The 23,246-nt window shown below is 65.4% G+C and carries 24 protein-coding genes, 2 pseudogenes and 1 riboswitch; of the genes and pseudogenes, 24 read left to right on the top strand and 2 right to left on the bottom strand.

The window, feature by feature from the left end:
- The first annotated feature begins 85 nt into the window (after positions 1-85).
- The 12 genes and pseudogenes from B1C78_RS00555 to B1C78_RS00505 all read left to right on the top strand — a co-directional run bounded on the left by B1C78_RS00555 (position 86) and on the right by B1C78_RS00505 (position 8,638).
- Positions 86-574, top strand: coding sequence for a DUF3275 family protein (locus B1C78_RS00555; RefSeq protein ID WP_077277195.1), 489 nt, complete (start codon positions 86-88; stop codon positions 572-574).
- Complete coding sequence (locus tag B1C78_RS00550) at positions 571-780, top strand: hypothetical protein (RefSeq protein ID WP_077277194.1); 210 nt, start codon at positions 571-573, stop codon at positions 778-780. Before B1C78_RS00555 ends, B1C78_RS00550 begins: the two co-directional genes overlap by 4 nt.
- Before the next feature lie 136 nt (positions 781-916).
- On the top strand, positions 917-1,300 hold the full coding sequence (locus B1C78_RS00545; RefSeq protein WP_077277193.1) for a hypothetical protein: 384 nt from the start codon (positions 917-919) through the stop codon (positions 1,298-1,300).
- Positions 1,301-1,545: 245 nt separating this feature from the next.
- Positions 1,546-1,749: a hypothetical protein gene (locus B1C78_RS00540; RefSeq protein WP_077277192.1), complete on the top strand. Its 204-nt coding sequence runs from the start codon at positions 1,546-1,548 to the stop codon at positions 1,747-1,749.
- A gap of 341 nt (positions 1,750-2,090) precedes the next feature.
- Positions 2,091-2,450: pseudogene (gene radC / locus B1C78_RS00535) on the top strand (RadC family protein); the annotation flags it as partial.
- Between the two features lie 71 nt (positions 2,451-2,521).
- Entirely contained in the window at positions 2,522-3,406 is an 885-nt protein-coding gene (locus B1C78_RS00530; RefSeq protein WP_425443945.1) for a DUF6094 domain-containing protein, read from the top strand.
- A gap of 7 nt (positions 3,407-3,413) precedes the next feature.
- Positions 3,414-3,596 (top strand): hypothetical protein, encoded by a 183-nt coding sequence (locus tag B1C78_RS18020; RefSeq protein ID WP_425443944.1) that lies wholly within the window; start codon positions 3,414-3,416, stop codon positions 3,594-3,596.
- A gap of 12 nt (positions 3,597-3,608) precedes the next feature.
- Positions 3,609-4,007, top strand: coding sequence for a hypothetical protein (locus B1C78_RS00525; RefSeq protein WP_139349753.1), 399 nt, complete (start codon positions 3,609-3,611; stop codon positions 4,005-4,007).
- Positions 4,008-4,247: 240 nt separating this feature from the next.
- Positions 4,248-4,664: an antirestriction protein gene (locus tag B1C78_RS00520; protein ID WP_077277189.1), complete on the top strand. Its 417-nt coding sequence runs from the start codon at positions 4,248-4,250 to the stop codon at positions 4,662-4,664.
- A gap of 165 nt (positions 4,665-4,829) precedes the next feature.
- Complete coding sequence (locus tag B1C78_RS00515) at positions 4,830-5,393, top strand: hypothetical protein (RefSeq protein ID WP_077277188.1); 564 nt, start codon at positions 4,830-4,832, stop codon at positions 5,391-5,393.
- A gap of 94 nt (positions 5,394-5,487) precedes the next feature.
- Entirely contained in the window at positions 5,488-6,111 is a 624-nt protein-coding gene (locus tag B1C78_RS00510; RefSeq protein ID WP_077277187.1) for a hypothetical protein, read from the top strand.
- A 241-nt stretch (positions 6,112-6,352) separates the two neighbouring features.
- Complete coding sequence (locus tag B1C78_RS00505; protein WP_077277186.1) at positions 6,353-8,638, top strand: DEAD/DEAH box helicase; 2,286 nt, start codon at positions 6,353-6,355, stop codon at positions 8,636-8,638.
- Between the two features lie 319 nt (positions 8,639-8,957).
- Here the strand turns inward: B1C78_RS00505 and B1C78_RS18015 are convergent.
- Positions 8,958-9,407: pseudogene (locus B1C78_RS18015) on the bottom strand (CBS domain-containing protein); the annotation flags it as partial.
- Between the two features lie 969 nt (positions 9,408-10,376).
- On the opposite strand from B1C78_RS18015, the gene B1C78_RS00495 reads away from it, so the two are divergent.
- The 11 genes from B1C78_RS00495 to B1C78_RS00445 all read left to right on the top strand — a co-directional run bounded on the left by B1C78_RS00495 (position 10,377) and on the right by B1C78_RS00445 (position 21,555).
- Positions 10,377-11,003, top strand: coding sequence for a TMEM165/GDT1 family protein (locus tag B1C78_RS00495; protein WP_077277185.1), 627 nt, complete (start codon positions 10,377-10,379; stop codon positions 11,001-11,003).
- Between the two features lie 311 nt (positions 11,004-11,314).
- A riboswitch (Fluoride riboswitch) is annotated at positions 11,315-11,376 on the top strand.
- A gap of 65 nt (positions 11,377-11,441) precedes the next feature.
- The gene (crcB, locus tag B1C78_RS00490) at positions 11,442-11,825 is read left to right on the top strand and encodes a fluoride efflux transporter CrcB (protein WP_077277184.1); all 384 of its coding nucleotides are present in this window, start codon (positions 11,442-11,444) and stop codon (positions 11,823-11,825) included.
- A gap of 17 nt (positions 11,826-11,842) precedes the next feature.
- Positions 11,843-12,172, top strand: coding sequence for a DUF190 domain-containing protein (locus B1C78_RS00485; RefSeq protein WP_077277183.1), 330 nt, complete (start codon positions 11,843-11,845; stop codon positions 12,170-12,172).
- Positions 12,173-12,184: 12 nt separating this feature from the next.
- Positions 12,185-13,375, top strand: coding sequence for a cation:proton antiporter (locus B1C78_RS00480; protein ID WP_077277182.1), 1,191 nt, complete (start codon positions 12,185-12,187; stop codon positions 13,373-13,375).
- Positions 13,376-13,396: 21 nt separating this feature from the next.
- Positions 13,397-13,813: a universal stress protein gene (locus B1C78_RS00475; protein ID WP_077277181.1), complete on the top strand. Its 417-nt coding sequence runs from the start codon at positions 13,397-13,399 to the stop codon at positions 13,811-13,813.
- A 121-nt stretch (positions 13,814-13,934) separates the two neighbouring features.
- Positions 13,935-14,324: a hypothetical protein gene (locus B1C78_RS00470; protein WP_077277180.1), complete on the top strand. Its 390-nt coding sequence runs from the start codon at positions 13,935-13,937 to the stop codon at positions 14,322-14,324.
- Between the two features lie 42 nt (positions 14,325-14,366).
- Entirely contained in the window at positions 14,367-14,837 is a 471-nt protein-coding gene (locus tag B1C78_RS00465; RefSeq protein ID WP_077277179.1) for an HAD family hydrolase, read from the top strand.
- A 99-nt stretch (positions 14,838-14,936) separates the two neighbouring features.
- Positions 14,937-16,205 (top strand): phosphopyruvate hydratase, encoded by a 1,269-nt coding sequence (gene eno, locus B1C78_RS00460; protein ID WP_077277178.1) that lies wholly within the window; start codon positions 14,937-14,939, stop codon positions 16,203-16,205.
- 10 nt (positions 16,206-16,215) lie between these two features.
- The gene (locus tag B1C78_RS00455; protein WP_139349751.1) at positions 16,216-17,094 is read left to right on the top strand and encodes a prenyltransferase/squalene oxidase repeat-containing protein; all 879 of its coding nucleotides are present in this window, start codon (positions 16,216-16,218) and stop codon (positions 17,092-17,094) included.
- On the top strand, positions 17,075-19,825 hold the full coding sequence (locus B1C78_RS00450; protein WP_077277176.1) for a cation-transporting P-type ATPase: 2,751 nt from the start codon (positions 17,075-17,077) through the stop codon (positions 19,823-19,825). Before B1C78_RS00455 ends, B1C78_RS00450 begins: the two co-directional genes overlap by 20 nt.
- Positions 19,822-21,555: a dynamin family protein gene (locus B1C78_RS00445; RefSeq protein ID WP_175628183.1), complete on the top strand. Its 1,734-nt coding sequence runs from the start codon at positions 19,822-19,824 to the stop codon at positions 21,553-21,555. Before B1C78_RS00450 ends, B1C78_RS00445 begins: the two co-directional genes overlap by 4 nt.
- A 158-nt stretch (positions 21,556-21,713) precedes the next feature.
- On the opposite strand, the gene B1C78_RS17290 is transcribed toward B1C78_RS00445, so the two are convergent.
- On the bottom strand, positions 21,714-21,896 hold the full coding sequence (locus B1C78_RS17290) for a hypothetical protein (RefSeq protein ID WP_139349750.1): 183 nt from the start codon (positions 21,894-21,896) through the stop codon (positions 21,714-21,716).
- A 567-nt stretch (positions 21,897-22,463) separates the two neighbouring features.
- On the opposite strand from B1C78_RS17290, the gene B1C78_RS00435 reads away from it, so the two are divergent.
- Entirely contained in the window at positions 22,464-23,240 is a 777-nt protein-coding gene (locus B1C78_RS00435; protein WP_139349749.1) for a hypothetical protein, read from the top strand.
- Positions 23,241-23,246: the final 6 nt, after the last annotated feature.

The following is a 23,246-nucleotide window of genomic DNA, read 5'->3' as shown; positions in this document are numbered from 1 at the left end:
CTTGTTTCCCTGCAGTCCCTTCATCCCATCCGGGGAACGATCCCCGTCTGGGGGCGTTTCCCCGGTCATTCACAGGAGAAACGCCATGATCACCATTCCTGGTTCGATTCAGATCCGCACCATCGAGGGTCGCCACGGCCCCTTCGTGGTGGGACGCCTCAACGCCGAGATCGGGGAGTTCACCGTCAAGCGCGGCATCGAGGACTTCGACGCCGGTGTCTACGCCGGGGAATTCACTATCTCTCGCATCTACCCGGCCAGCTACGTCATCGGCGGCCGCTCCATCGTCGAGCTTCGCGCAGACGTGGAGGGCATCGCGCTACGCGACATCGATACCGAGTCAGAGCCGGAGGAAGCGCCCACCTTGGTGGATACCGAGGAGAACGATACCCCGGTTCTCCCGAATGAGGACGCCGAACTCTTCGGCCCGCTCTGGCCGCTGGGAGAGAAGGTCAAGCTCGATCCGACGGTCGAGCGGGCCATCCTGAGGCGCCAGGCCTCGCGTCTGCGCGAGCTTGGATACCGCTTTCAGCCGGTGGGTCGATTCTTCGTCGTAGACAAGGAGACCTCATGAAGAAAGATCGATACGGAATCCTGGCCGCTGAAGGCGGCTTCGCGGACCTGCCGCTCGAGGCGCTGAAGTCTGCCGCCGGCTGGTACATCGGCACCCGCGCTTCGGGACTGCCTGTGACCCGGGAGTCGATGGAGTACTTCGACACTGAGCAGGAGGCTCGGAGCGCACTGGATTCCGGCGCCTGGACACAGCGACGGAATCCGTAAACCCCACCCACCCCCTCGGGGGTGGGTCTTTCCCAAGCATACCCGCGGAGCGGGTTTCGGAACGACCAAATTGCAATCAGCGTCGATGCCACGATCACGTTGGTGTCGGTCACGATCATTCATCAAGGAGGCAGTCATGTCCGACATCGTACATATCGAACGGCACGCACATCCGCTGAACGACTACAGGATTCGTGAACGCCGGTTTCTGGAGGCCTGGAAGCAGGGTGTCCTGATCGCGGGAGAGTCTTACTTCAACATCACCGCCCCGAGCGTTGCCGAGGCGACCGACAAGAACCAGCTCCGCCCGGACTGGAATCATATCGATGCCCACATCGGCTACCTGAGCCGCGGCGAGGCGGCCTTCCTTGCGGCCCTGTATTCATTCTTCAACTCTGTCGACGGCCAAAGACTTCTGGAGGGCGTGGATTTTCCGAACATCTGTGACCTCGCGTCCAAACTGGACCCTGATCGCGCAGAGGTGATCGCGGAACTGCTGATGACCTATCCAGGTTGGTGACCGACCCTCCCCTTTCCCACTCCCTCGGGGGTGGGTCTTTCCCAAGCATACCCGCCAGGTGTGCTTCGGAAAGACCAGGGTTCAACCGTGGTCACTGCGGATTCAGTGACGCCCTCTAAGCGCCTTCGGACCGGGAAGAGGCGCGGCCTTCGGGCTCGGTCCTGCAATTGCACTTCAACCCTGCCGGGGAGCGCCTCCCCGCAGGGGAGACGACGTGTCTCCGGAGCCCATCAAGGAGACACGCCATGAACAAAGAGACCATCAAGGCCTTTATTGCTTGGCTTGAAGAGGCCTCTCTCGAAGAGATTCGCACTCACCAGGCCTTCGTCGTCGAAAACCTGAAAGACGTGCGTACCCCCGAGGGGCGTGCGGACGCGAAGCTTGCGCTTCGCCTTATCGACGAGGAGATCCTCGCCCGGATGGCTCTGAACCGGAGCCGCCGGGGCTGAGGACTACCAAGGAAGGGGGTCTGGACTTGAGCTTGCGCGCCAGTTCGAGGTTGCGTTCACCACGGAATATGGATTCCACGAACGCCTTCTCGATCTCGTCTCGGGAGCCCTGAATGACATTCAACTTATCCATGCCGGCAGCGTATTACGCGGCCGGTGTTTCTTCAACCCTGCCGGGGATCCCATCCCCGGCAGGGGATGCCTCCGGCGTCTTCACCTGGAGGTGGTCCATGACGAAACAGGTCTCCATCATCGAACTCACCGATGACGAGGTCATTCAGTACGCGTGCCAGGTTCTGGAGGAGCGCATGCGGTACCGCGCCGCGGACCGCAACTTCGGCTCTCCGGAGGATGCGCGGAGCTTTCTCGCGCTCAAGCTCGGCGAGCGGGAGGCGGAAGTCTTCGCCGTCCTCTTCCTGGACAACCGGCACAATCTGTTGCGCTACGAAGAGATGTTCTTCGGCACGATCGACGGCGCCGCCGTGTACCCCCGTGAGGTCGTCAAGGCCGCGCTCAGGTACAACGCCGCCGCGGTGATATTCGCACATAACCATCCCTCCGGGATCGCGGAACCCTCGCGCTCCGACGAGGCGATCACCCGTCGGCTGCGCGAGGCCCTGGCCCTGGTGGAGATCCGTGTGCTGGATCATCTCGTCATCGGCTCGGAGACCGTCAGTTTCGCGGAGCGCGGGCTTCTCTGAATCCATTTCAACCCAACGCCGCCCCTGGTATTCGCCAGGGGGCTGTGTTCATCAATGACAAGGAGGATGTTATGGCTCTCATGTTTCCGCGCCTTGCGCGCAACTTCATCAAGAACGGGTACTTTCCGACCGACGACGACACCATCAAGCGCGTCCTGTCTGCCATCAAGGCACCCCAGGACGGGGTCATTCGCGTCCTCGATCCGTGCTGCGGGGAAGGAGCGGCTCTGTTGGAGGTGGCCAACCACCTTCGCACCGCCGGGGCGGAAGTGTCCGCCTACGGCGTGGAGTATCACCGTGAACGGGCGTGGCATGCCAAGACCGTTCTCGATCGTGTGATCCATGGCGATCTCATGGATACGATGATTCAGCCCCGCAGTTTCGGGATGCTCTGGCTCAACCCGCCCTACGGGGATCTTGTGTCCGACCAGGTAGGCGCCTCCGCGGCCCGATGGAAAGGCCGCAAGCGGTTGGAGAAGCTCTTCTACGACCGCACCGTGGGGACGCTGCAGTTTGGCGGCATCATGGTGTTGATCGTCCCGGACTACTCTCTGGATGCGGAGTTCCGCTCATGGATCGCCAGGCACTTTCGGGAGGTCCGCGTCTACCGCGCGGCCACCGACCAGTTCCGCCAGGTGGTCGTGTTCGGGATCCGCAAACCGGTGTCGGAGGGTGTCGATCCGAGGGATAAGCAAATCCTTGCCGCGGTGAGCGCGGAAGCCGAGGTCCAGGACCTTCCGATGTGGGATGAACCGGTCTATCAGACTCTACCCACCGTCCCCAAGGGGGATCGTCAACCGCCGAGATTCATCACGGTGAAGATCGATCCTTTTCAGCTGGCGGACGAGGTGAAGTCCGGTCAGTCCTTATGGAACCGCTTCGAGGTCACCTTCCGGGCGGCGCGCGGCCAGCNNGCTGGCCGCCGGTCAGGTGTCCGGAGCGGTTCGGTCGAATGACGGCCGGGTGTACGTGGTGAAAGGCGACACCCACAAGGAGAAGGTCGTCAAGGTGGAGAACGAAGTCGATGAGCGTTCGGGAGATGTTCGTGAAACGCGGATCCACCTCGACCGCTTCGTGCCGGTCATCCGGGCCATCGACTTCACGCCTGGCAGTGACACTTTTGGCGATGTGCTGGTCATCCGATAGGAGGGCGGGACGATGAGGCGATATGTCTTGGAGTACCAGTTGCCCTATATCCACCGCGTCCAGGTCGGCGTGCGCGCCGGGACGGATCAAGCAGGCATCGACAAGGCCATGGCGCTTTTCGATGCGGGCAGGATCTGGGACGACTCGGACGACGTTCCGCTCCTCTTCGACGACTACGAGGAGGATGGCGATGCCGGGGTGCCTCTGGAGTTCAAGGTGGTGGCCGCGCTCCATGACGAAGAGGACTGGCCTGACGCCGATGCCAGCGTGTGCGTCCTGCGCAGGCAACGGGCGGCCATGAAATCGGCACGCATGCTGGTCGAGGCCTACCGGCGAGGCGAAGCCGAGGGCGGAAGCATCGACTGGGCGGATATCGACGCAGCCTACAGTGAGGCCTTGAAGACCATTTGACGCAACCACCCCACCCCTTCGGGGGTGGGTCTTTTCAAAGCATCTCCGATGGGGGCGCTTTGAAAAGACCTGGGTTCAACCGTAGTCACTGCGGATTCAGTGACGCCCACAAAGCGCCTTCGGACCGGGAAGAGGCGCGGCCTTCGGGCTCGGTCCTGCAGTTTCACTTCAACCCTGCCGGGGAGCGCCTTCCCCGTCAGGGGGTTGGTGCATCCGGCGCTTTTCATGGGAGATGCACCTATGTACGCACACAACGCAGCTGCAGTCACCGCCGTCCAGGTTCCTGGTGACGAGCGCATCGGCACGATGCCCTCTGTCTTTGGAAAGCACATGATCGTGGCCGAAGCCATGGTCTACGACATGATGGGGCGGCTTTGCGATACCTATCATGGCGCCTACTGGCAGTTTTTTCGCTTGTCGAACGGCGGCTTCTACATGGCTCCGGAGCATGACGGGAACATGAAAATCTCGTGGCCGATGAACGGCTACGAAGGGGAAATGTCTCCGGATGCCGCGGGCATCGTCGCGTGTCTCTTTGCGTTCAGCTTGATGGCTGAGCGCACGACGGACGAGCGCTTCATCGATCTCTTCCACGCCCTCCGGGAGTTCGCCGCAGGACACCCGGAGTGCCGGAAGATTCTCGCTGCGATCGACTAGCAAGGGGGACCCATCCCCCGGGGGGTGCGTCATTTCAAAATGCCCTCGGACCGGGAAGAGGCGCGGCCTTCGGGCCCGGTCCTGCAATTTCACTTCAACCCTGCCGGGGAGCACCGACCCCCGTCAGGGGGTCGGTGCATCCGGCGCTTTCATGGGAGATGCACCATGGATCTACGCGACACCTATCTCCGGCTGCGCCGGAAACATCCACATGCGAACGCCAGCGCGGCTCTTCGCTCGGCTCGAAATCACCTGCGGCTGCAGGAGCGGATCGCCAGGACCGGCTTCGAGTGGGAGGACGACCGCCATTACAACCCGACGGCCACGTGGTCCGAGGCCGGTTTCGACCTGGTAGCCAAGGTGACGGCGGACGAGCACGGTTGGTGGGAAGAGATCGGTTGTGGCAACGGCCGCTTCTCCGACACCTGGGAGTCCGGCGCCGTTCGCCATCACCGCGGCGGTTCACGGGACTGCCGGTGGTTCATCCCGCTGAATGCCGACTACGCGCACCAGGAGTACGAGCGCGCCTGTGACTACGGCCGAGGTTGGACCTATGTCCGGCTGGAGGTTGTGGCCATAAGGACCGATATCGAGCTCTCGAGATCGGCCCTGCATGGCCTGGAGTCGGACTCCGGAGAAGATTACTTCACGGAGACCGCGTTCGAGCTGGCCGACCGGGCAATCGAGGAGGCCTGCGAGGCCATCGGTAGGCTTTGCCGGTCGCATTGATGATGGCCGGCATCCGCCGGCTCAATACTTCCACTCAGCCAGCCCCTGCCGCTTTGCCGGCCGGGGCTGGCCTGTTCAACTGCGGAGAGTAATCATGCTCGACCTTCCTGAAATTCCGGGCGTCTTTTGTGACGCCCATCTCGTCGACGAAGCCGGTCCCCGGTTCCTCTCTCTGTGGGGACGGGATACCGCCATGCAGGAATTCCTGGCACGCCTATCGTTGCCGGAGCGCGATGGCGGCCTTCGTGCCTTCCGGATTGGGGACGGTCACGAAGAGGGCGCGAAGCACGTGCCATTCCTGGATCCCGACCGCCTGTTGCGGGAGAGCGCCAGGAGATCGGACACCGTCTTCGGCGAGATGATCCATGTCTGGCTCATGGACCGCATCCTCAGGGAACCGGACCACGCCAACGGGCGCGCCCTGCTACTTCGCCGGGACGCCTTGGCGGATGACCGGGACGCTGTCTGGGACCTTCTCAGGGAAACACTCTGGGTTCCGGTGCTCGACCATTGGCGGGACACAGTGCTGGACCGCCTTGCCGCCATCGGTTGCATCAAGGGGATTTCCGGCTATCGGGTCCACGGTACGCTGCTCGATCTGGCACGCCGTGAGGAGATCGAGAGCTGCCTCTCTTCCCTGGTGCGGGATGGCCATCTCCCGCTGGAGCATTCCAGGAAGACAAAGACCGATCTGCGGCCCGTTCGCGGCACAGATTGACCCTCATGCCACCCACCCCTTCGGGGGTGGGTCTTTTCAAAGCATCTCCGATGGGGGTGCTTTGAAAAGACCCGCGTTCAACCGTAGTCACTGCGGATTCAGTGACGCCCACAAAGCGCCTTTGGACCGGGAAGAGGCGCGGCCTTCGGGCTCGATCCTGCAGTTTCACTTCAACCCTGCCGGGGAGCGCCTTCCCCGTCAGGGGGTTGGTGCATCCGGCGCTTTTCACAGGAGATGCACCATGACGCATGAGCAGCAAGCCCTGGCAACCGACGCGGATCCGGTTGCCTCCAACGTGATCCCCCTCGCCTCGTTCGTGGAGGAGTTCGGGGAAGGCCTCCTCGAGGCCGTCGCACGCCAGAACCCGCCTGTCTATGACGGCAATCCGGACCCTTTCCGGGACCTGATCATGGCAGGGCTGGCCCGGGACCCGTTCCCGTCCCAGCGGGATGCGGTCCAGGCGATCGTGAAGCTCCTGGCGGACGCCAACGAACCGGCGGCCATTCTCAACGCCGAGATGGGCACCGGCAAGACCATGATGGCCATCACCACGGCGGCGGTCATGCATGCCGAGGGGGCGCGCCGCTTCCTGGTGTTGTCCCCGCCCCACCTGGTCTACAAGTGGCGTAGGGAGATCCAGGAGACCGTCCCTGGAGTCCGAGTGTGGATCCTCAATGGCCCCGACACTCTCTCCAAGCTGATCGCCCTTCGTGAAATGGCTGGCATGCCCAGATCCGAGGAACCCGAGTTCTTCATCCTGGGACGTGTCCGCATGCGCATGGGCTTCCACTGGAGACCGGCGGTGGCCACGAGGAAGCGTTATCTCCGCTCCGGAGATGACGCGACCGGGGACCGGCCGATGCGGGCGATCGCGGCTGCCTCCTGCGCCGACTGCGGGCATGTCCTGTCGGACGACGACGGGCAGGACATTTCCGTCTCATCGTTCCCGGATGACCGGCGCCGCGTGTGTCCCGAATGCCGGGCACCGTTGTGGACCCTCATGAGGCCCAAGACCCCGCTGAGCAAGCGGGAGCTGGTCACCAAGGCCCTAGTGCAGATCCCAACGATCGGCCCCAAGGCCGCTGAGAGGTTGTTGAGGGTATTCGGCGAACAGGCGCTGGAGGAGATGTTGTCCGACAACGTCTACGAGTTCGTCAACCTGATGGACCAGGACGGCGAGCTTTACTTCACCGATCGCCAGGCAGCCAGGATCGAGCGCAGGCTCGGGTCCCTGGAATTCCACTTTGGCCAGGGCGGGTACCAGCCCACGGAGTTCATCAAGCGGTATCTGCCCCGTGGGTTCTTCGACCTGCTCATCGTGGATGAGGGTCATGAGTACAAGAACGAAGGCTCGGCGCAAGGCCAGGCCATGGGCGTGCTCGCCAACCATGTGCGCAAGGTGCTGTTGTTGACCGGCACGCTCATGGGTGGTTATGCGGACGACCTGTTCTACCTCCTGTGGCGGATCATGCCCGCACGCATGGTCGAGGACGGTTTCCGTCCCAATGGGCGGGGGACCCTTGGCACCGCCGCGATGGACTTCATGCGCCGGCACGGCATCCTGAAGGACGTCTACAAGGAGTCTGAAACGGACTCGCACCGCACGGCGCGGGGCAAGCGCATGACGGTACGCACCTCCAAGGCCCCCGGTTTCGGCCCGAAGGGGATCGCCCGGTATGTGCTCCCCTTCACCGTGTTCCTGAAACTGAGGGACATCGGCGGAGACGTTCTGCCGGCCTACGGCGAGCATTATGTCGAGGTGGACATGGATCTGGAGCAGGCCGAGCGTTACGCGGCCCTCTCCTCGGTTCTGACGGAACGGCTCAGGGAGGCCTTGCGCACGGGTGACAACACTCTGCTTGGGGTGGTGCTCAACGCCCTACTGGCCTGGCCGGAGACCTGCTTCCGTCCCGAGGTCGTCCGGCACCCTCACACGAGGGACACCCTGGCAACCGTGGACAGTCTCTACGGGGCGGATCAACCGACTCCCAAGGAACAGGCCGTCATCGACCTGTGCCGGAAGGAGAAGGCGCGCGGCCGCCGTACGCTGATCTACACCACCTACACCGGGACCCGCGACACCACCTCCCGGTTTAGGCTCCTGCTGGAGGGTTCGGGTCTGAAGGTGGCGGTGCTCAAGGCATCCGTGGACACCTCCCGCAGGGAGGACTGGATCCTGGAACAGGTGGACCGGGGGATCGACGTGCTGCTGACCAACCCGGAACTGGTCAAGACGGGGCTGGATCTGCTGGAGTTCCCCACCATCGCCTTCATGCAGACCGGGTACAACGTCTACACCCTCCTGCAGGCCGCCCGCCGTTCCTGGCGGATCGGCCAAAAGGAAGCGGTGGAGGTGCACTTCTTCGGCTATGCGGGGACGGCACAGACCACGTGCCTGAGCCTCATGGCACAGAAGATTGCGGTCGCCCAGTCCACCTCCGGCGACATGCCGGAGACAGGTCTCGATGCGCTGAACCAGGACGGTGATAGCATCGAGGTCGAGCTGGCGAGAAGGTTGGTTGCATGAGCTTGCGGGCCGCCGGATGGCGGCCCGTTCCTTTTCGGGTACCGACCGACGGCAACGTGGCGCTAATGTCCATCACCAGAGGAATGAAGATCGCCAACGCCACGATCGCAGCGAGGGTGTCCTCAAAGAAATCGATTACGCCGCCCACCATCAGGCCACCCGCGAGGGTCACCATCAGAAACGCCAGGCGTACCTTGACCGGATAACCAATGCCACCGGAGGTGAGTTTTTCGGAACGCACAACGTCTTTGTTGTGGATCAGGTCGCCGATCCCCGCCTTCTTGTACACGTCCTCGGAGGTATCCTCCTCCAGCACGTCCATCGCATCGTCGAAACGGATCACCCCGACCAGGCGGTTGGCCGTATCCACCACCGGTAGCACCGGCAGGTTCGTGCGTTGCAGGCGGGCTGCATCCACCTTGTTGTCGGTCGGTGCGATCCGGTTGTTGCGGGATTCGACAATGCTACCCACGACTGTGCCGGGTTCCGCGCGCATCAGTGAGGACAGGCGCACGTGGCCGAGGTAGTGCCCCTCGGCATCGGTGACGAACAGCAGCGACACCACGTCGTTGCTGAGCGCGGTGCTCGCGCGCAGCCGCTGCAATGCGTCTGCGACTGACGTGCCGCCGTCGACCACTTCGAAATCGGTTCGCATCACTCGCGCCACGCTGTCGACGGGGTGGCGCAGGATCGCCAGCACGCTGTCGCGGCGGACATGCCGCAGGCTGTCCAGGATCGCGTCGACCTGGGCATTCTCGGTGAGTTGCATGAGAGGCAGCCGGGCGGTCCCGGGCTCTCTGCCACACAGTACCCGGTGCATGGACTCCCGCTCCACGTCCGGGCGCTCGTCTCGCCAAAGGATCGGGACCGCCGAAACGGCTTCTCTTGCGAAAGAGTGGGTCGGGTGCCCGATCCCTGCGTAGCGCTGGTTCATCTCGTTTCTCCTCGCCAACGAACTGTCGCCGGAAACGGCACGCAGCGTCGTGACCGCATCGGGGATGCGGAACGGGATGCGAAGAGGGGTGGCGGATATGAAACGGGCAGTGGCCCGGGCAGCGCCCGAGGCCGGGCACTGCCGTGGTGCAAGAGAGACCATCCTCCGCTACCCGGCCAGAATCCGGGATCGGACGATGGCAGGATTGCGGATCCCCCTGCGTGCCGTCGGTGCTGTCGCGGCGCGCCGGGGGGAGTTAAGGGAGGGCTAGATGACCCGGATCCCCGGTGCTTCCCAACGCGACAGGCGACACACCCGTTTCGGGCCGCTACCGGCCTTCATTATGTGTAGATCGACTACTGTCACTGTCCATCGAAAAGGTCTTACGGATGGAACCTGCCTGAAGCCTATGAGTGCCTTCGCCTATCAGCCCGACAACCTGCTCGAACAGCCCGGACATCCGGGGCACGCGAGGGGTGCTATCAGTGCATGAACCGCGGCCACGAGGCCTGGCGCCCCGTAACCTGACCACTGGACAGACAGGTCAGGACTTGGCTATAGTCCGCGCACCCTCAGGGGAGTAGTCGCTCCGGCCACCCGGGCCGGAGGCACGCGTCAACAGACTTGGCCGCTTGGCCGTGGCGTGTGCAGCCGCTCGAAGGCGCCCCGGCGCGTCTTCGTCGAACGGCCTGACGAGACCTGTGGCACCGACATCCGGCTCGCGTTCATGCGAGCCCGGCCCATGGGCGGGCGGCGATGACGGTGTCACCGGTTGCGTCGTGCCGCTCGCCCCGGATTGCCCCCATGGAACTCTTCCTGCTCTCGATACTTGCTGTTGCCGTCGCCGAGATCGGCGATCGCTCGATGTTTCTGGCCGCCTTGTTCGGGATGCGCTGCCGCAGCGCCTGGGTCGTTTTCTGGGGCATGGCCACCGGGCTGTTCCTGAACCAGCTGGTGTCTGCGGTCGCCGGTATCTGGCTGTTTGCGGTGATCGCCACCGACTGGCATTTGTGGGTAGTCGGGACCGCTTTCCTGGTCATGGCCGTCTGGGTCCTGATCCCCGAAGACGAGGAACTGGAGAAAGACACCTACGCCCGCAGCGCCTTCCTCGCGGCCGCGATCGCCTTTTTCGTGTTCGAGATGTTTGACAAGACCCAATTGGCGGTCATCACCCTGGCTGGGGCCTCCGGTGCCCTGCTGCCGGTCGTGTTGGGGGCCACAGTGGGCATTCTTCTGATCACGACCCCGGCCCTGATCCTAGGCAAGCGCTTCGCGGCCAGCATCCCGGCCGCACCCATGCGCTACGTGGCCTCCGGACTGTTCCTGCTGATCGGCCTGTGGACCTGGGCCGAGGCCGGCGGCTGGATGCCCGATCTCGGTCTGCCGGATCTCTCCGGGGCGCTGTTGCGGGCGGCGGAAAACTACCAGTAGACCTGCGGACGACGCGTTCATCATCACCAAAGGAAAGGCCCGCCGTCCGCTGAACGAAGCGTTGCTGCACCCTCCAGTCGGAGGATGTCGAAGTCAAGTGCGGCGAAGGATTTTATGGTCGCACCCGGTGATCAAACGTACACGGTGCGATCCGATCGGGGGCTGTTTACGTCGCCTATCAATGCCGCAAACCAACACGTAACTCGTTCGCGCGTAACCCGTTGATATCCATGGCACCGTGTTGCGGCCTATCAGTGTCATGCGCTTGCGCCCATCTTTCATCCCATTCTATTATTCATCGTACAACAGGCACAGAGCCGGGAGATGGCATCCCTCCCAAACCGCCCTCGCGGCTGATGATGCCTACACTGCTCCGGAGTTCGGAGGTGTAGGCACGCCCCTTCGCTCCGGTACCAAAAACCGCAACGGAGCGAATGATTGAATCCCATCGGATTTCTTCTTGTCGGCATCGGCGCCACCCTCGGGGCGTGGCTGCGCTGGTGGTTCGGCACCGTCCTCAACCCGATCTTTCCCACGCTGCCGTTCGGCACCCTGGCGGCCAATCTCGCTGGCGGCTATCTCATTGGAGTGGCGATCACCCTGTTCGCGCAGCACCCGGGGCTGCCGCCCGAGGCACGGCTGTTCGCCATCACCGGCTTCCTCGGGGCCTTCACCACCTTCTCCACCTTTTCGGCGGAGGTGGTGAGCCTGGCGACGCGCGGCCAGTACGGCTGGGCGGCAGGTGCCGCCGCGGCGCACCTGGCCGGCTCGCTGCTCATGACCCTGCTGGGGATCGCCAGCGTGGGCCTGTTGAAGTCCTAAACCCAAGGAGCGAATGAGTGAAAGGCACCTATCTCAAGATATATGTGCATGAGACCCGCCGCCACCATGGCCATCTTCTTTATGAATGGCTGCTGGAGAAGGCGAAGGCCCTCGGCATCCACGGCGGTTCGGCCTTTCGCGCCATCGCCGGCTTCGGCCGCCACGGCGTGCTGCACGAGGAGCACTTCTTCGAGCTGGCGGCGGACTTTCCGGTGGAGGTGGTGTTCGTGGTGAGCGAGGAGGAGGCGGCCCGCTTCCTCGATGTGCTGCGGGCGGAGCAGGTCGCCCTGTTCTACGCCATGATGCCGGTGGAATACGGCACCCTGGACGGCGCGCCGTCCGCTTAAGGGGAACGCGCAATGACCGAACTCTGGGCACTGGCCGCGCTGTGGGTGGGACTCGCCCTGGTGGCGACGCTCATTTCCATCCAGCTGCGCATCGCCACGGCGCTGTCCGAGATCGTGGTGGGCACCGTGGCGCAGTTGCTCATCGGCGCCGCCCTCGGCATGCAGCTGCTGCAGGGCGACGCGTCGTGGATCAAGTTTCTCGCTGGCGCCGGTGCCATCGTGCTCACCTTCCTGGCGGGCGCGGAACTGGACCCCGATGCCTTCCGGCGCAACTGGAAGGAGGCGAGTGCGGTGGGGGTGGCCGGTTTTCTCTCCCCCTTCATCGGCTGCGCGGCGGCGGCCTACTACCTGCTCGACTGGAGCGTGGAGGCGAGCTGGCTGGCCGGCATTGCCCTATCGACCACCTCGGTGGCGGTGGTCTACGCGGTGATGCTGGAGTTCGGCCTCAATGCCACCGACTACGGCAAGACTGTGCTCGCCGCCTGCTTCATCACCGACCTGCTCACGGTGCTCGCCCTGGGCCTGATGTTCTCGCCATTCACGTTTAAGACGCTGATCTTCTTTGCCGGCGCGCTGCTCGCCTTCGTGCTCCTTCCTTGGGCGACACGACGGCTGTTCCACCGCTACGGCGGCCGCCCCTCGGAGCTGGAGACGAAGTTCCTGCTGGCGGTGCTGTTCGGCCTGGGGGCGCTCGCCTCCTGGGCCGACAGCGAGCCGGTGCTGCCCGCCTACGTGGTGGGCATGGTGCTGGCCGGCACGGTGGGGCGCGATCACCAGCTCATCCGTCGCCTGCGCACGCTCACCTTCGGCCTGCTGACCCCGTTCTATTTCATCCGCGCCGGCAGTCTGGTATCGCTGCCGGCGCTGGCGGCGGCGCCGCCGGCCTTCCTGATCCTACTGGCGGCCAAGATGGTGACCAAGTTCGTCGGTGTCTACCCGATCACGCAGCTGCACAAGTCGCCCAAGCGCGAGGCGATGTACACCACCCTGTTGATGTCCACCGGCCTCACTTTCGGCACCATCTCGTCCCTGTTCGGCCTCTCCCACGACATCATCGACCAGGCGCAATACTCCTACCTGGTGGCGGCGGTGATCGCCAGCGCCGTGGTGCCGACCCTGATCGCCAACGCCTTTTTCCTGCCGCGTCACCTGTTGCCGGGGGCGTCGACCCCGGTGCAGCGCGGCAACGACAAGTCATCGTGATGGAATTAAGGAGACCCCCCGATGTTCAAGCAGATACTGACTGGTTATGACGGATCCGAGCCGGCCCTGCGTGCCTTTGCCCTGGCTGCGGGGCTGGCCTGCACCTACGGTGCCGCCTTGACGGTGCTGGCCATCGCGCGCCCCCCGGAGGGGGGCGCGGACGTGGAAACCGAGGCGGTCATCGAATCGTCACGGCAGTACCATGAGAAGCTGCTACAAGAACTCGCCGCGCGTCCCGAGGCGCAGGGGGTGCAGGCCGAATACCGGGTGGCCGTTGGCCACCCGGCGGAGCAGATTATCGCCCACGCAGAGGCGGGCGGCGCCGACCTCATCGTCATCGGTCACCGCGGCCGCGGCCTGATACAGCGCTTCCTCATGGGCTCGATCTCGAAGCAGGTCGTGAGCCATGCGCCGTGCGCGGTGCTGATCACGAAATAGGCCCCCACCCGCTCGGACATCGTCACCCACCAACAAGGAGTCCACCGTGTGCCCTCGCATCGAACAGAACAGCGCCCTTGAAACCCTCGACACGCCATCCGACTGAGCGGGGAGTCACCGCATGAGTACCCGCCCCGGCTTCTGCCCGGCCTGTTTCGCGCCGCTGGATCAATCGGCGGAGCGTTGCCCCGTATGCGGTGCGCGCATGGCGGACCTGAGTGCCCGCGACTACGGCGAGAAGCTGCTGCACGCACTGGAACACCCGCTGGCGGATGTGCGCCTGCGGGCCATCCTCGCCCTGGGCCGGTGCTCCGTGGCCGGCGCCGCCGATGCCCTCGTGGCCTGCGCCCTGTGCCATCCCGTCGATGTGGTGGAGGGGCTGGAAGTGGTGCGCAGCCTCCGCGGTCCGGGCCCGGACGGAGCGCGCCGGCGCGCCCTGGCGCGGCTGGTCCGGGAACACCCGGCCCATGCGGTGCGCGAGGCGGCGAGGCGCGCGGCCGAGGCCCCATGAAGCCCCTTCTCCCCTTGACCCCTCACTACCCAAGGAGCCCCCATGCTGGAGATCACGATACCCGGCGGTCCCGCCCTGGCCCTGGAACACCTGGTGCTGGACTACAACGGCACCCTGGCCGTGGACGGCGCGCTGCTGCCCGGCGTGGCCGAGGCCCTGGAGGCGCTGAGCCGACACCTCAGGCTGCGCGTCCTCACCGCCGACACCTTCGGCCGGGCGCGGGACAACCTGGCCGGCCTGCCCTGCGAGCTCATAGTGCTAGACCCGGACGCTCAGGACCAAGCCAAGCTGCGCCACGTGCAAAGCCTGGGGGCGGGGCGCTGCGTCGCCGTGGGAAATGGCCGCAACGATTGCCTTATGCTCAAGGCCGCCGCCCTGGGCATCTGTGTGGTGCAGGCAGAGGGCGCGGCGATGGCGACCCTGCTGGCGGCGGATGTGGCCGTCCCGGACATCCACTCGGCCCTGGGTCTGTTGCGCCGGCCCCAGCGTCTGGTGGCGACCCTGAGGACTTGAACCTGCCGAAACCGTCTTCCGGGGCGAAGGCGGGCCAAACGCTCCGTCACATCGCCCACCCAGAATGAACAACCCCTCTCACTCACGAAAGGAACCGTCATGAGCCCACGAATCCAATCCATCGACGCCCTGGAGATCCTCGACTCACGCGGCAACCCCACCGTGCGCGTGACGGTCGCGCTCTCCGATGGCACCGTCGCCGACGCCTCGGTCCCCTCGGGCGCCTCCACCGGCGAGAACGAGGCGGTGGAGCTGCGCGACGGCGATGCCAAACGCTACCGCGGCAAGGGCGTGCTGCGCGCCGTGGCCAATGTCAACACCGAGATCGCCCCGGCCCTGCTCGGCGCCGACCCGCGCGACCAGGCGCGCATCGACGCGCAAATGATCGAGTTGGACGGTACCCCCAACAAGGGCCGTCTCGGCGCCAACGCCATCCTCGGCGTCTCTCAGGCAGTGGCACGCGCCGCGGCCAAGGCGAGCCATCTTCCTCTGTATGCCTACCTGGGCGGAGCCGGCGCGGTGCGCCTGCCGGTGCCGATGATGAACGTGCTCAACGGCGGCAAGCACGCCGACTCCAACCTCGATTTCCAGGAGTTCATGATCGTCCCGCACGGCGCGCCCAACTTCGTCGAGGCGCTGCGCTACGGCGCCGAGACCTTCGCCGCCCTGCGCGGGATCCTACGGAAAAAGGGTTACGCCACCAGCGTCGGCGACGAGGGCGGTTTCGCGCCGCAGGTGAAGAGCAACGACGAGGCCTGCGAGCTGATCGTGGCCGCCATCGAGACGGCCGGTTACCGCCCCGGTACGGACGTGGCCATCGCCCTCGACCCGGCGGCCAGCTCCTTCTACCGCGACGGCGCCTACCATCTCGAGCGCAGCGGCCAGGAGGTGAAGAGCAGCGCCGAGATGACCGCCTTCTATGCCGCCTGGCTCGACAAGTACCCGATCATCTCCATCGAGGACGGCCTCGATGAGAACGACTGGGACGGCTTTCGCGCACAGACGGCGGCCCTCGGCGGGCGCATCCAGATCGTCGGCGACGACATCCTGGTGACCAATCCGCAATACATCCGCCGCGGCATCAGGGAGAAAACCTGTAATGCCGCCCTCATCAAGCTCAACCAGATCGGCACCGTGACCGAGACCATCGAGGCGATCCAGCTCTGCCGCGACGCCGGCTGGGGTTTCGTCATCTCCCACCGCTCCGGCGAGACCGAGGATCCCTTCATGGCCGACTTCGCCGTCGCCATGGGCGGCGGCCAGATCAAGACCGGTTCGCTGTGCCGCAGCGAGCGCATCGCCAAGTACAACCGCCTGCTGGAGATCGAGGCGGCCCTCGGCGGTGCCGCTCGCTTCGGTCGCCGGTGAACAAAGATTAATGAGCGTCACGCCGAAGCGAACCGGTGCGGGGCTCGCCGCCGCGATCCCGCCCGCCATGGCGCGAGCGGCCGCCTACCTGCGCAGCCGGCAGAGTCCATCCGGAGGATACTGTTTCTATCGGGCGATGGGCGTCGAGGAGCCCAACCTGCACGACACCTACTACGCGCTCGCCGGGCTGCACCTTGCCGGCGAGGCGCCGCCGCGAGACGAGGCGACCCGCGTCTTTCTCCACGGTTTTCCCGTCTCTGCGCAAGTGCACGGGCTGTATTACCACACGCTCGCCCTGACACTGCTGGGCGAGGGAAGTCCGCCGGCCGCGATCCGCCGGAAAATCGCGGCGCTGCCCATCCACCTGCCCGCGCCGCCGGTGAACTCGTCGGCCTTCCAGGCCCTGGCCTTCACCCTTCAGCTCAAGCGGAAGGTGGGAACGCCGGTGGATGAAGCGGCGATCATCGCGCACCTGGGCACGCTGGAGCATCCAGGCGGCGGGTTTGGCGCCAAGGCGAACGTGATCGACACCCATTGGGCGCTCACCGCTCTGGACGCCTGCGCGGCCACCGCCGCCGCGTCCCGCACCCGGGATTTTCTTGTGCGCGTGCAGAACCGCAACTTTGGCTTCGTGCTCACGGTGGATTCTGTGGCGCCGACCCTCGAAACGCTCTTTGCCGGTATTCATGCGTGCCGGATGCTGGACTTGCAGGTCGCCCACCCGCACGCCGCCGCCGGCTTTGCACTCGCCTGCCAGAGCGGTGGAGGGGGCTTCGCGCGGGCCCCGATGGCACTGCCCAACATTGAGCTGACCTACCAGGGGCTGGCGGTGCTCGCGGCGCTTGGCTCCGTCCTGCAGAAGAGAACCAATGACGACGGCCGCGGGTGATCGAGGGCCGAACGAGCCGATTCCTGCGGCCGGCGAGCGGCCGTGGCACGCCTTGGAGGCCAACGAGGTATTGGCGGCCTTCGTTGTGGATAGTGCCGGGTTGACCCCGCAGGAGAGCGCGCGCCGCCTCGCGCTGCACGGTCCCAATGCCCTGCCGCCGCCTCCGCAGCGCAGCCCCTGGCGGCGCTTCCTGGCGCAGTTTCAGAACGTGCTGATCTATGTGCTGCTCGCCTCGGCCTTCATCACCGCGCTGCTGGCCGAGTGGGTGGATACGGCCGTCATCCTCGCCGTCGTGGTGATCAACGCCATCGTCGGTTTTCTCCAGGAGGGCAAGGCGGAGTCGGCGCTGGTGGCCATCCGCGAGGGGCTGGCGCGCCGCGCGACCGTGCTGCGGGCGGGCGAGCGGCACGAGGTGCCGGCCGAGACGGTGGCGCCCGGCGAGTTGGTGGTGCTCGAACCCGGGGACAGGATCGCCGCCGATCTGCGCCTCATCGAGGCGCGGGGGCTACGCGTCGACGAGGCCAGCCTCACCGGCGAATCGGTGCCGGTGGACAAGGGGAGCGAGGCGGTGGCGCCGGCTACCCATCTGGCCGAGCGCTTCGGCATGGCCTACGCCGGTACCTTGGTGCGACAGGGCCGCGGCATCGGCGTGGCCGTCGGCACCGGCTCTGGCACCGAACTGAGCCGCATCAGTGCCCTGCTCTGTGGTATCGAGCCGTTGACCACGCCTTTGCTGCGGCAGATGGATCGCTTCGCCCGCGTGCTCTCCCTGGCCATTGTCGGCGGCGCCGCGCTGTTGTTCGCCGTCGGCACGCTCTGGCGCGGCTTCAGTGCCGAGGAGATGTTCCTGGCAGCAGTCGGCCTGGCGGTGGCGGCCATTCCCGAAGGGCTGCCGGCGATATTGACTATCGTGCTCGCCATCGGCGTGCAGCGCATGGCGCGGCGCAACGCCATCGTGCGCCGGCTGCCGGCGGTGGAGACCCTGGGGGCGGTCACCGTGATCTGCTCGGACAAGACCGGGACCCTCACCCGCAACGAGATGACCGTCCGCCACCTGGTGACCGCCGGCGGGCGGTTGCAGGTGAGCGGCGCGGGCTACGCCCTGGCGGGCGGCTTCCAGGACGATGGGCGCGAGGTGGTGCTGGATGAATGGGCCGACGCCCAGGAGCTGATCCTGGCGGGCCTGCTGTGCAACGACGCCCGCCTGCTGGAACACGACGGCGAGTGGCGGGTGCAGGGCGACCCCACCGAGGGGGCGCTGCTCGTGCTGGCCGGCAAGGCGGGGCTGGATCTGAAACTGGACCGGGAGCGGCGCCCGCGCCTGGACGCCATCCCCTTCGAATCGGCCCACCGCTTCATGGCCACGCTGCATCACGATCTGACCGGCCATCACTTCGTGGTGGTCAAGGGGGCACTGGAGGCGGTTCTGCCGCGCTGCGCGCGCCAGCGTAGTGGCGGGGAAGACCGGCCGCTGGATCCGGCGTTCTGGCATGCGCAGGTGGAGGACATCGCTGCCGCGGGAGACCGCCTGCTCGCGCTGGCCTACGCGATCCTGCCGGCGGACCGGACCGAGCTGACCCTGGCGGACCTCGATCAGGGGCTCACCCTGCTCGGCCTGGTGGGCATCGCCGATCCGCCCCGTGACGAGGCCCGGGAGGCGGTGGGCCGCTGCCAGGCCGCCGGCATCCGCGTGAAGATGATCACCGGCGACCATGCGATGACCGCCGCCGCCATCGCCGGCCAGTTGGGGATCGCCAAGGGCCGCGTGGTAAATGGCGCCGAGTTGGACACGATGGACGGCGTGGCATTGCGCCGCGCGGCCGCCGCCGCCTCGGTGTTCGCCCGCGCCGCCCCCGAACACAAGCTGCGCCTGGTGGAGGCCCTGCAGGCGAACGGCGAGGTGGTGGTGATGACCGGCGACGGCGTCAACGACGCCCCCGCCCTCAAGCGCGCCGAGGTGGGCGTCGCCATGGGGCGCAAGGGGACGGAGGCGGCGCGCGAGGCCGCCGAGATGGTGCTGGCGGACGACAACTTCGCCACCATCGCCCATGCCGTGGAGGAGGGACGCACCATCTACGACAACCTGAAGAAATCGATCCTCTTCATCCTGCCCACCAACGGCGCCGAGGCGAGCGTGATTGCCGCCGCCATCCTGCTTGGCGTCACCCTGCCCATCACCCCGGCCCAGATCCTGTGGGTCAACATGATCACCGCAGTGACCCTGGCGCTGGCCCTCACCTTCGAGCCGCCCGAGGGCGATCTGATGGCGCGCCCGCCGCGCCGTGCCGACGAACCGCTGCTCTCGGGCTATCTGGTCTGGCGCGTGGTACTGGTCAGCACGCTGCTGACCGCGGGTATCCTGTGGCTGTTCCTGTGGGAGCTGACGGAGGGCGACTCGCTGGATTCGGCCCGCACCGTGGCGGTCAACGCCCTGGTGATGGGCGAAATCTTCTACCTGTTCAACACCCGCTTCCTGCATCGCTCGGTGCTACGCGGTGGACTGCGCGGCAACCGCGCCATCTGGATCAGCATCGCGCTGCTGCTAACCGCGCAACTGGCCTTCACCTACGCCGCACCGTTTCAGGCGCTGTTCTCCACCGCGCCGATCACCCTCGCGGGATGGGGACTGTGCGCGCTGGTGGGATTCGCGCTGCTGCTGATCGTGGAGGTGGAAAAGTGGCTGCTGAACCATCGGCAAACGCCGAGGCACGGGCAGGAGCAACCGTCGTGACGAATTGCGGCAGCGAACTGTGCTCTCAACTCAGCCACTGGCTTGACCAGGCGTGTGCGCTGGAGGGCACGGACCGCGAGGCCTGCGCCACGCTGCGTGCCAAGCTGGCGGCACAGTCGTTCAACCTGGTGGTGGTGGGGCAGTTCAAGCGCGGCAAGAGCACCCTCATCAACGCCCTGCTCGGCGCCGAACTGCTGCCGGTGGCGGTGGTGCCGGTGACGGCGGTGGTGACGGTGCTGCACTACGGCGAGACGCCGTCCGCGCGGGTCCGCTTCGAGAACGGCGCGGAGCGCACCATCGCCGGCGACACCCTTGCCGACTACGTGACCGAAGCGGCCAATCCGCGCAACGTCAAAGGCGTACGGGAGGTGGTCGTACAGTATCCCTCCCCGTGGCTGAAGGAGGGGATCCGTCTGGTGGACACGCCGGGGATCGGTTCGGTGCACGACCACAACACCGAGGTGACCTACCGCTACCTGCCCCAGGCCGACGCCGTGTTGCTGGTGATCTCGGTGGATCAGCCCGCCGGGCGGGCGGAGCTGGATTTCCTCGCCGACATCCGCCGCCACTCCAGCAAGGTGTTCTGCCTGTTGAACAAGGCAGACTATCTGAGTCCTTCCGAACTGGAAGAGTCGGTCGCCTTTACTGCCCATGCCCTCGCCCAGGCTGCCGGCGAGCCGGTGGAGGTGTTTCCGATCTCCGCGCGCCTGGCGCTCCGGGGCAAGCTGAATGCCGCGCCGGAGGTGCTGGCCGAGAGTGGTCTCTCTCTTTTTGCCGAGGCCCTGGGGCGTTTCCTGCGCGAGGAGAAGGGCGCGGTGTGGGAGCGCTCCATGCGCCACCATCTGCTGCGCCTGCTGGAGCAGGCCCGTCTGGCGGCGGGGCTGGAGAGCCGCGCCCTTACCGAACCGCTGGAGCGCATCGAGGCCAATCTCGCCGCCTTCGCCACGAAAAAGCGCGAGGCCGCGCAGGCGCGCACCGACTTCGCAACCCTGCTCGCCGCCGAGGCGAAACGGTTGGTGAAGGAGAAGGTGGAGCCCGATCTCGAAGCCTTGAAACAGGTGCTGGAGCCGCGCCTGCAAAGTGCGCTCACCGCCTGGTACGAGGATTTGCGTCCGCAAGGTTCGGCGGCATTGCAGCAGGGGTTGGAGCGGCATCTGCTGGAGGCCGTGCAGCGCGAATTCGACGCCTGGCGGCGCGACGAGGACAAGGAGGTGAGCGAGGTGTTCGCCGCCCTGTGCCGGCGCTTCTGGAACGAAGCCCAGGCCCTCGCCGACGAATTGGTGCGCTACTCCGCCGATCTCTTTTCTCTCCCGTTCCAGGCCACGCACACCGAATCCCTCTGGCAAACCCGCTCGGGCTTTCAATACAAGTTCTGGCAGGAGCCGCCCTCCTTGGTGCTGATCGGCGCTGCCATCGCCCGCTGGTTGCCGCGCGTCATCGGCCATCCGTTGATCCTGCGCAAGGCGCGTCAACGCGCGTCGGAACTGGTGGAGATGCAATCGGGACGGCTGCGCCATGATTTTGAAGAGCGCATCAAGGCGAGTGCTGCCGAGTTTCGTCGTGACATGCTGGAACGGCTCGACGCCACCATCGCCGGCATCGAGGCGGCGGTTGCCAAGGGCGTCGCGGTGCGCAACAGCGGTGCGGAGGTCGCGGCGCACCGGCTCGTACTCCTCCAGGAAACCTTGGCGGATATCGAACGCCTGGAATCGGCCATACGCGGCGAGTGAAACGTGAACCACGGCCTGGAACCCGCATGAACGAACACCGGACGCTTGCTGTCCGCGCCGGCGATCAGCATTGGCAGGTGAACGACACGATCCACCATCGCGCCGACCTGCACGACAATACACTGCCAGGTTCTGTCACCTTTTCCCTTGCAGCTATGCTATTCGGCGTCGGGGGCGTCTGCGCCGCGCAGGCGTTTCCCATGCCGCAGCAATGCCTCCGTATCGAGGCAAAGCACCGAGGCATGCAGCAGTCCGTCGTGCCAATAGGCACCCTCCTTGAGCAGTTGCGCGCAAGTGAGCAGCCAGCCGGGCCGGTCCTGGATAAAATGAGTTGTTGTCAACTCTGTGATGGATTAGAATCCCGGCCGTCTCAATTGCGGAGTTTTTCCTGTGGATAGTTCCAGTAGTCGACCTAGTATCGGCGAACCACAGGCAAGGTAATCGCGAGTTCCTCACTTCGCCACTACCTTGCCTAATTGGCGGGTAGTGGTGTCATTCGGCCGGTCTTCGGCCCCTTTCCGCCGCTTCCCATGTGATCGCGCTTTGCAGCCTCAATCCAGGCTGCGCGGGTGTGGTCATTGCCTTCGCGCGCTGTCCGGGAGGCGTGCATGCCCTTCGTATGCACTGTTTTTCGCTATGTGACACGGTGTCAGTGCCGTCCTTGCACGCGAGGACGGCACTGACGCGAATTCGGCGCATCGGCATTGCAAACGCACCAACCGTTTGAGTCCGAACGCATTTCATCAACCAACCGGAAACCACCATGAACCCAGACCCTAGTCGATCTTGTCGCTTGAACACATTGTGTCCCGTAACCCCATTACCGGCTTGTGGGCGTCGGGGCTTGCCCATGGTCTGACCGATCGGGCATGCCCGCGGCCCTGTGAAGGCCGGAAAGGAGCATGCCCATGTTGCACATCATTTCCTTCTTCACGAGCCATTACGCCCGTTCCTTGTTCAGCGCACGCGTTTTCGGCGTGTCGCCCCAAACCACCGCTCTTCGCGCTCTCCTCGTTGGGATCTGGGCATCCATGGTCCTTCCCGCGCACGCCGGCCGGCCTATGGCGACCGACGATGTAGACATCATCGAGGCGGGCGCATGCCAGCTCGAAGTCTGGATCGAGCGCACGCGCGACAGCCGTGGCACCTGGCTGAATCCGGGTTGCAACCCGTTTGGCAGCACGGAGTTCTCGCTCGGCGGCTCGCGCGTCCACGAGGACAGCGCCTCTGCCTTCACGGTTCACCAGTGGCAGATCAAGCAAATGCTGCGCGCCCACGACGTTACGCAAACGGGCCTTGCCGTCGCTCTCGGTGGCCAGCAGGTGCATCAAGGCGAGGCGCGCGAAACCTTCCTCAACGGTATTGCGACGATTCCGCTGGCCGGCGAAGCGCAGCTACTGCACCTCAACCTGGGCGCCCTGCACGACCGGGACGGGCAGCCTCACCGTACCCGTCTCACCTGGGGACTGGCCTACGACGCTGAGATTGCAGGCGCCACGCGTGCGTCTCTGGAAACCTATGGCACGTCGGGCGAGCGGGCGAACTGGCAGTTCGGCCTGCGTCACGAGCTCGTGCCTGGTCGCGTTCAGATCGACGCTAGCGTCGGCAGTGCCATCGAGCGCTGGGCGGACACGTGCCTATTCACCGTCGGCCTGGTGTTCGTCAGCTCGGCCTTCCTGCACTGAAGACGT

Origin of the sequence: Thioalkalivibrio denitrificans (genome assembly GCF_002000365.1) — a bacterium.
Taxonomy (GTDB): Bacteria; Pseudomonadota; Gammaproteobacteria; order Ectothiorhodospirales; family Ectothiorhodospiraceae; genus Thioalkalivibrio_A; species Thioalkalivibrio_A denitrificans.
This window is presented reverse-complemented; position numbering and strand designations above follow the sequence as displayed.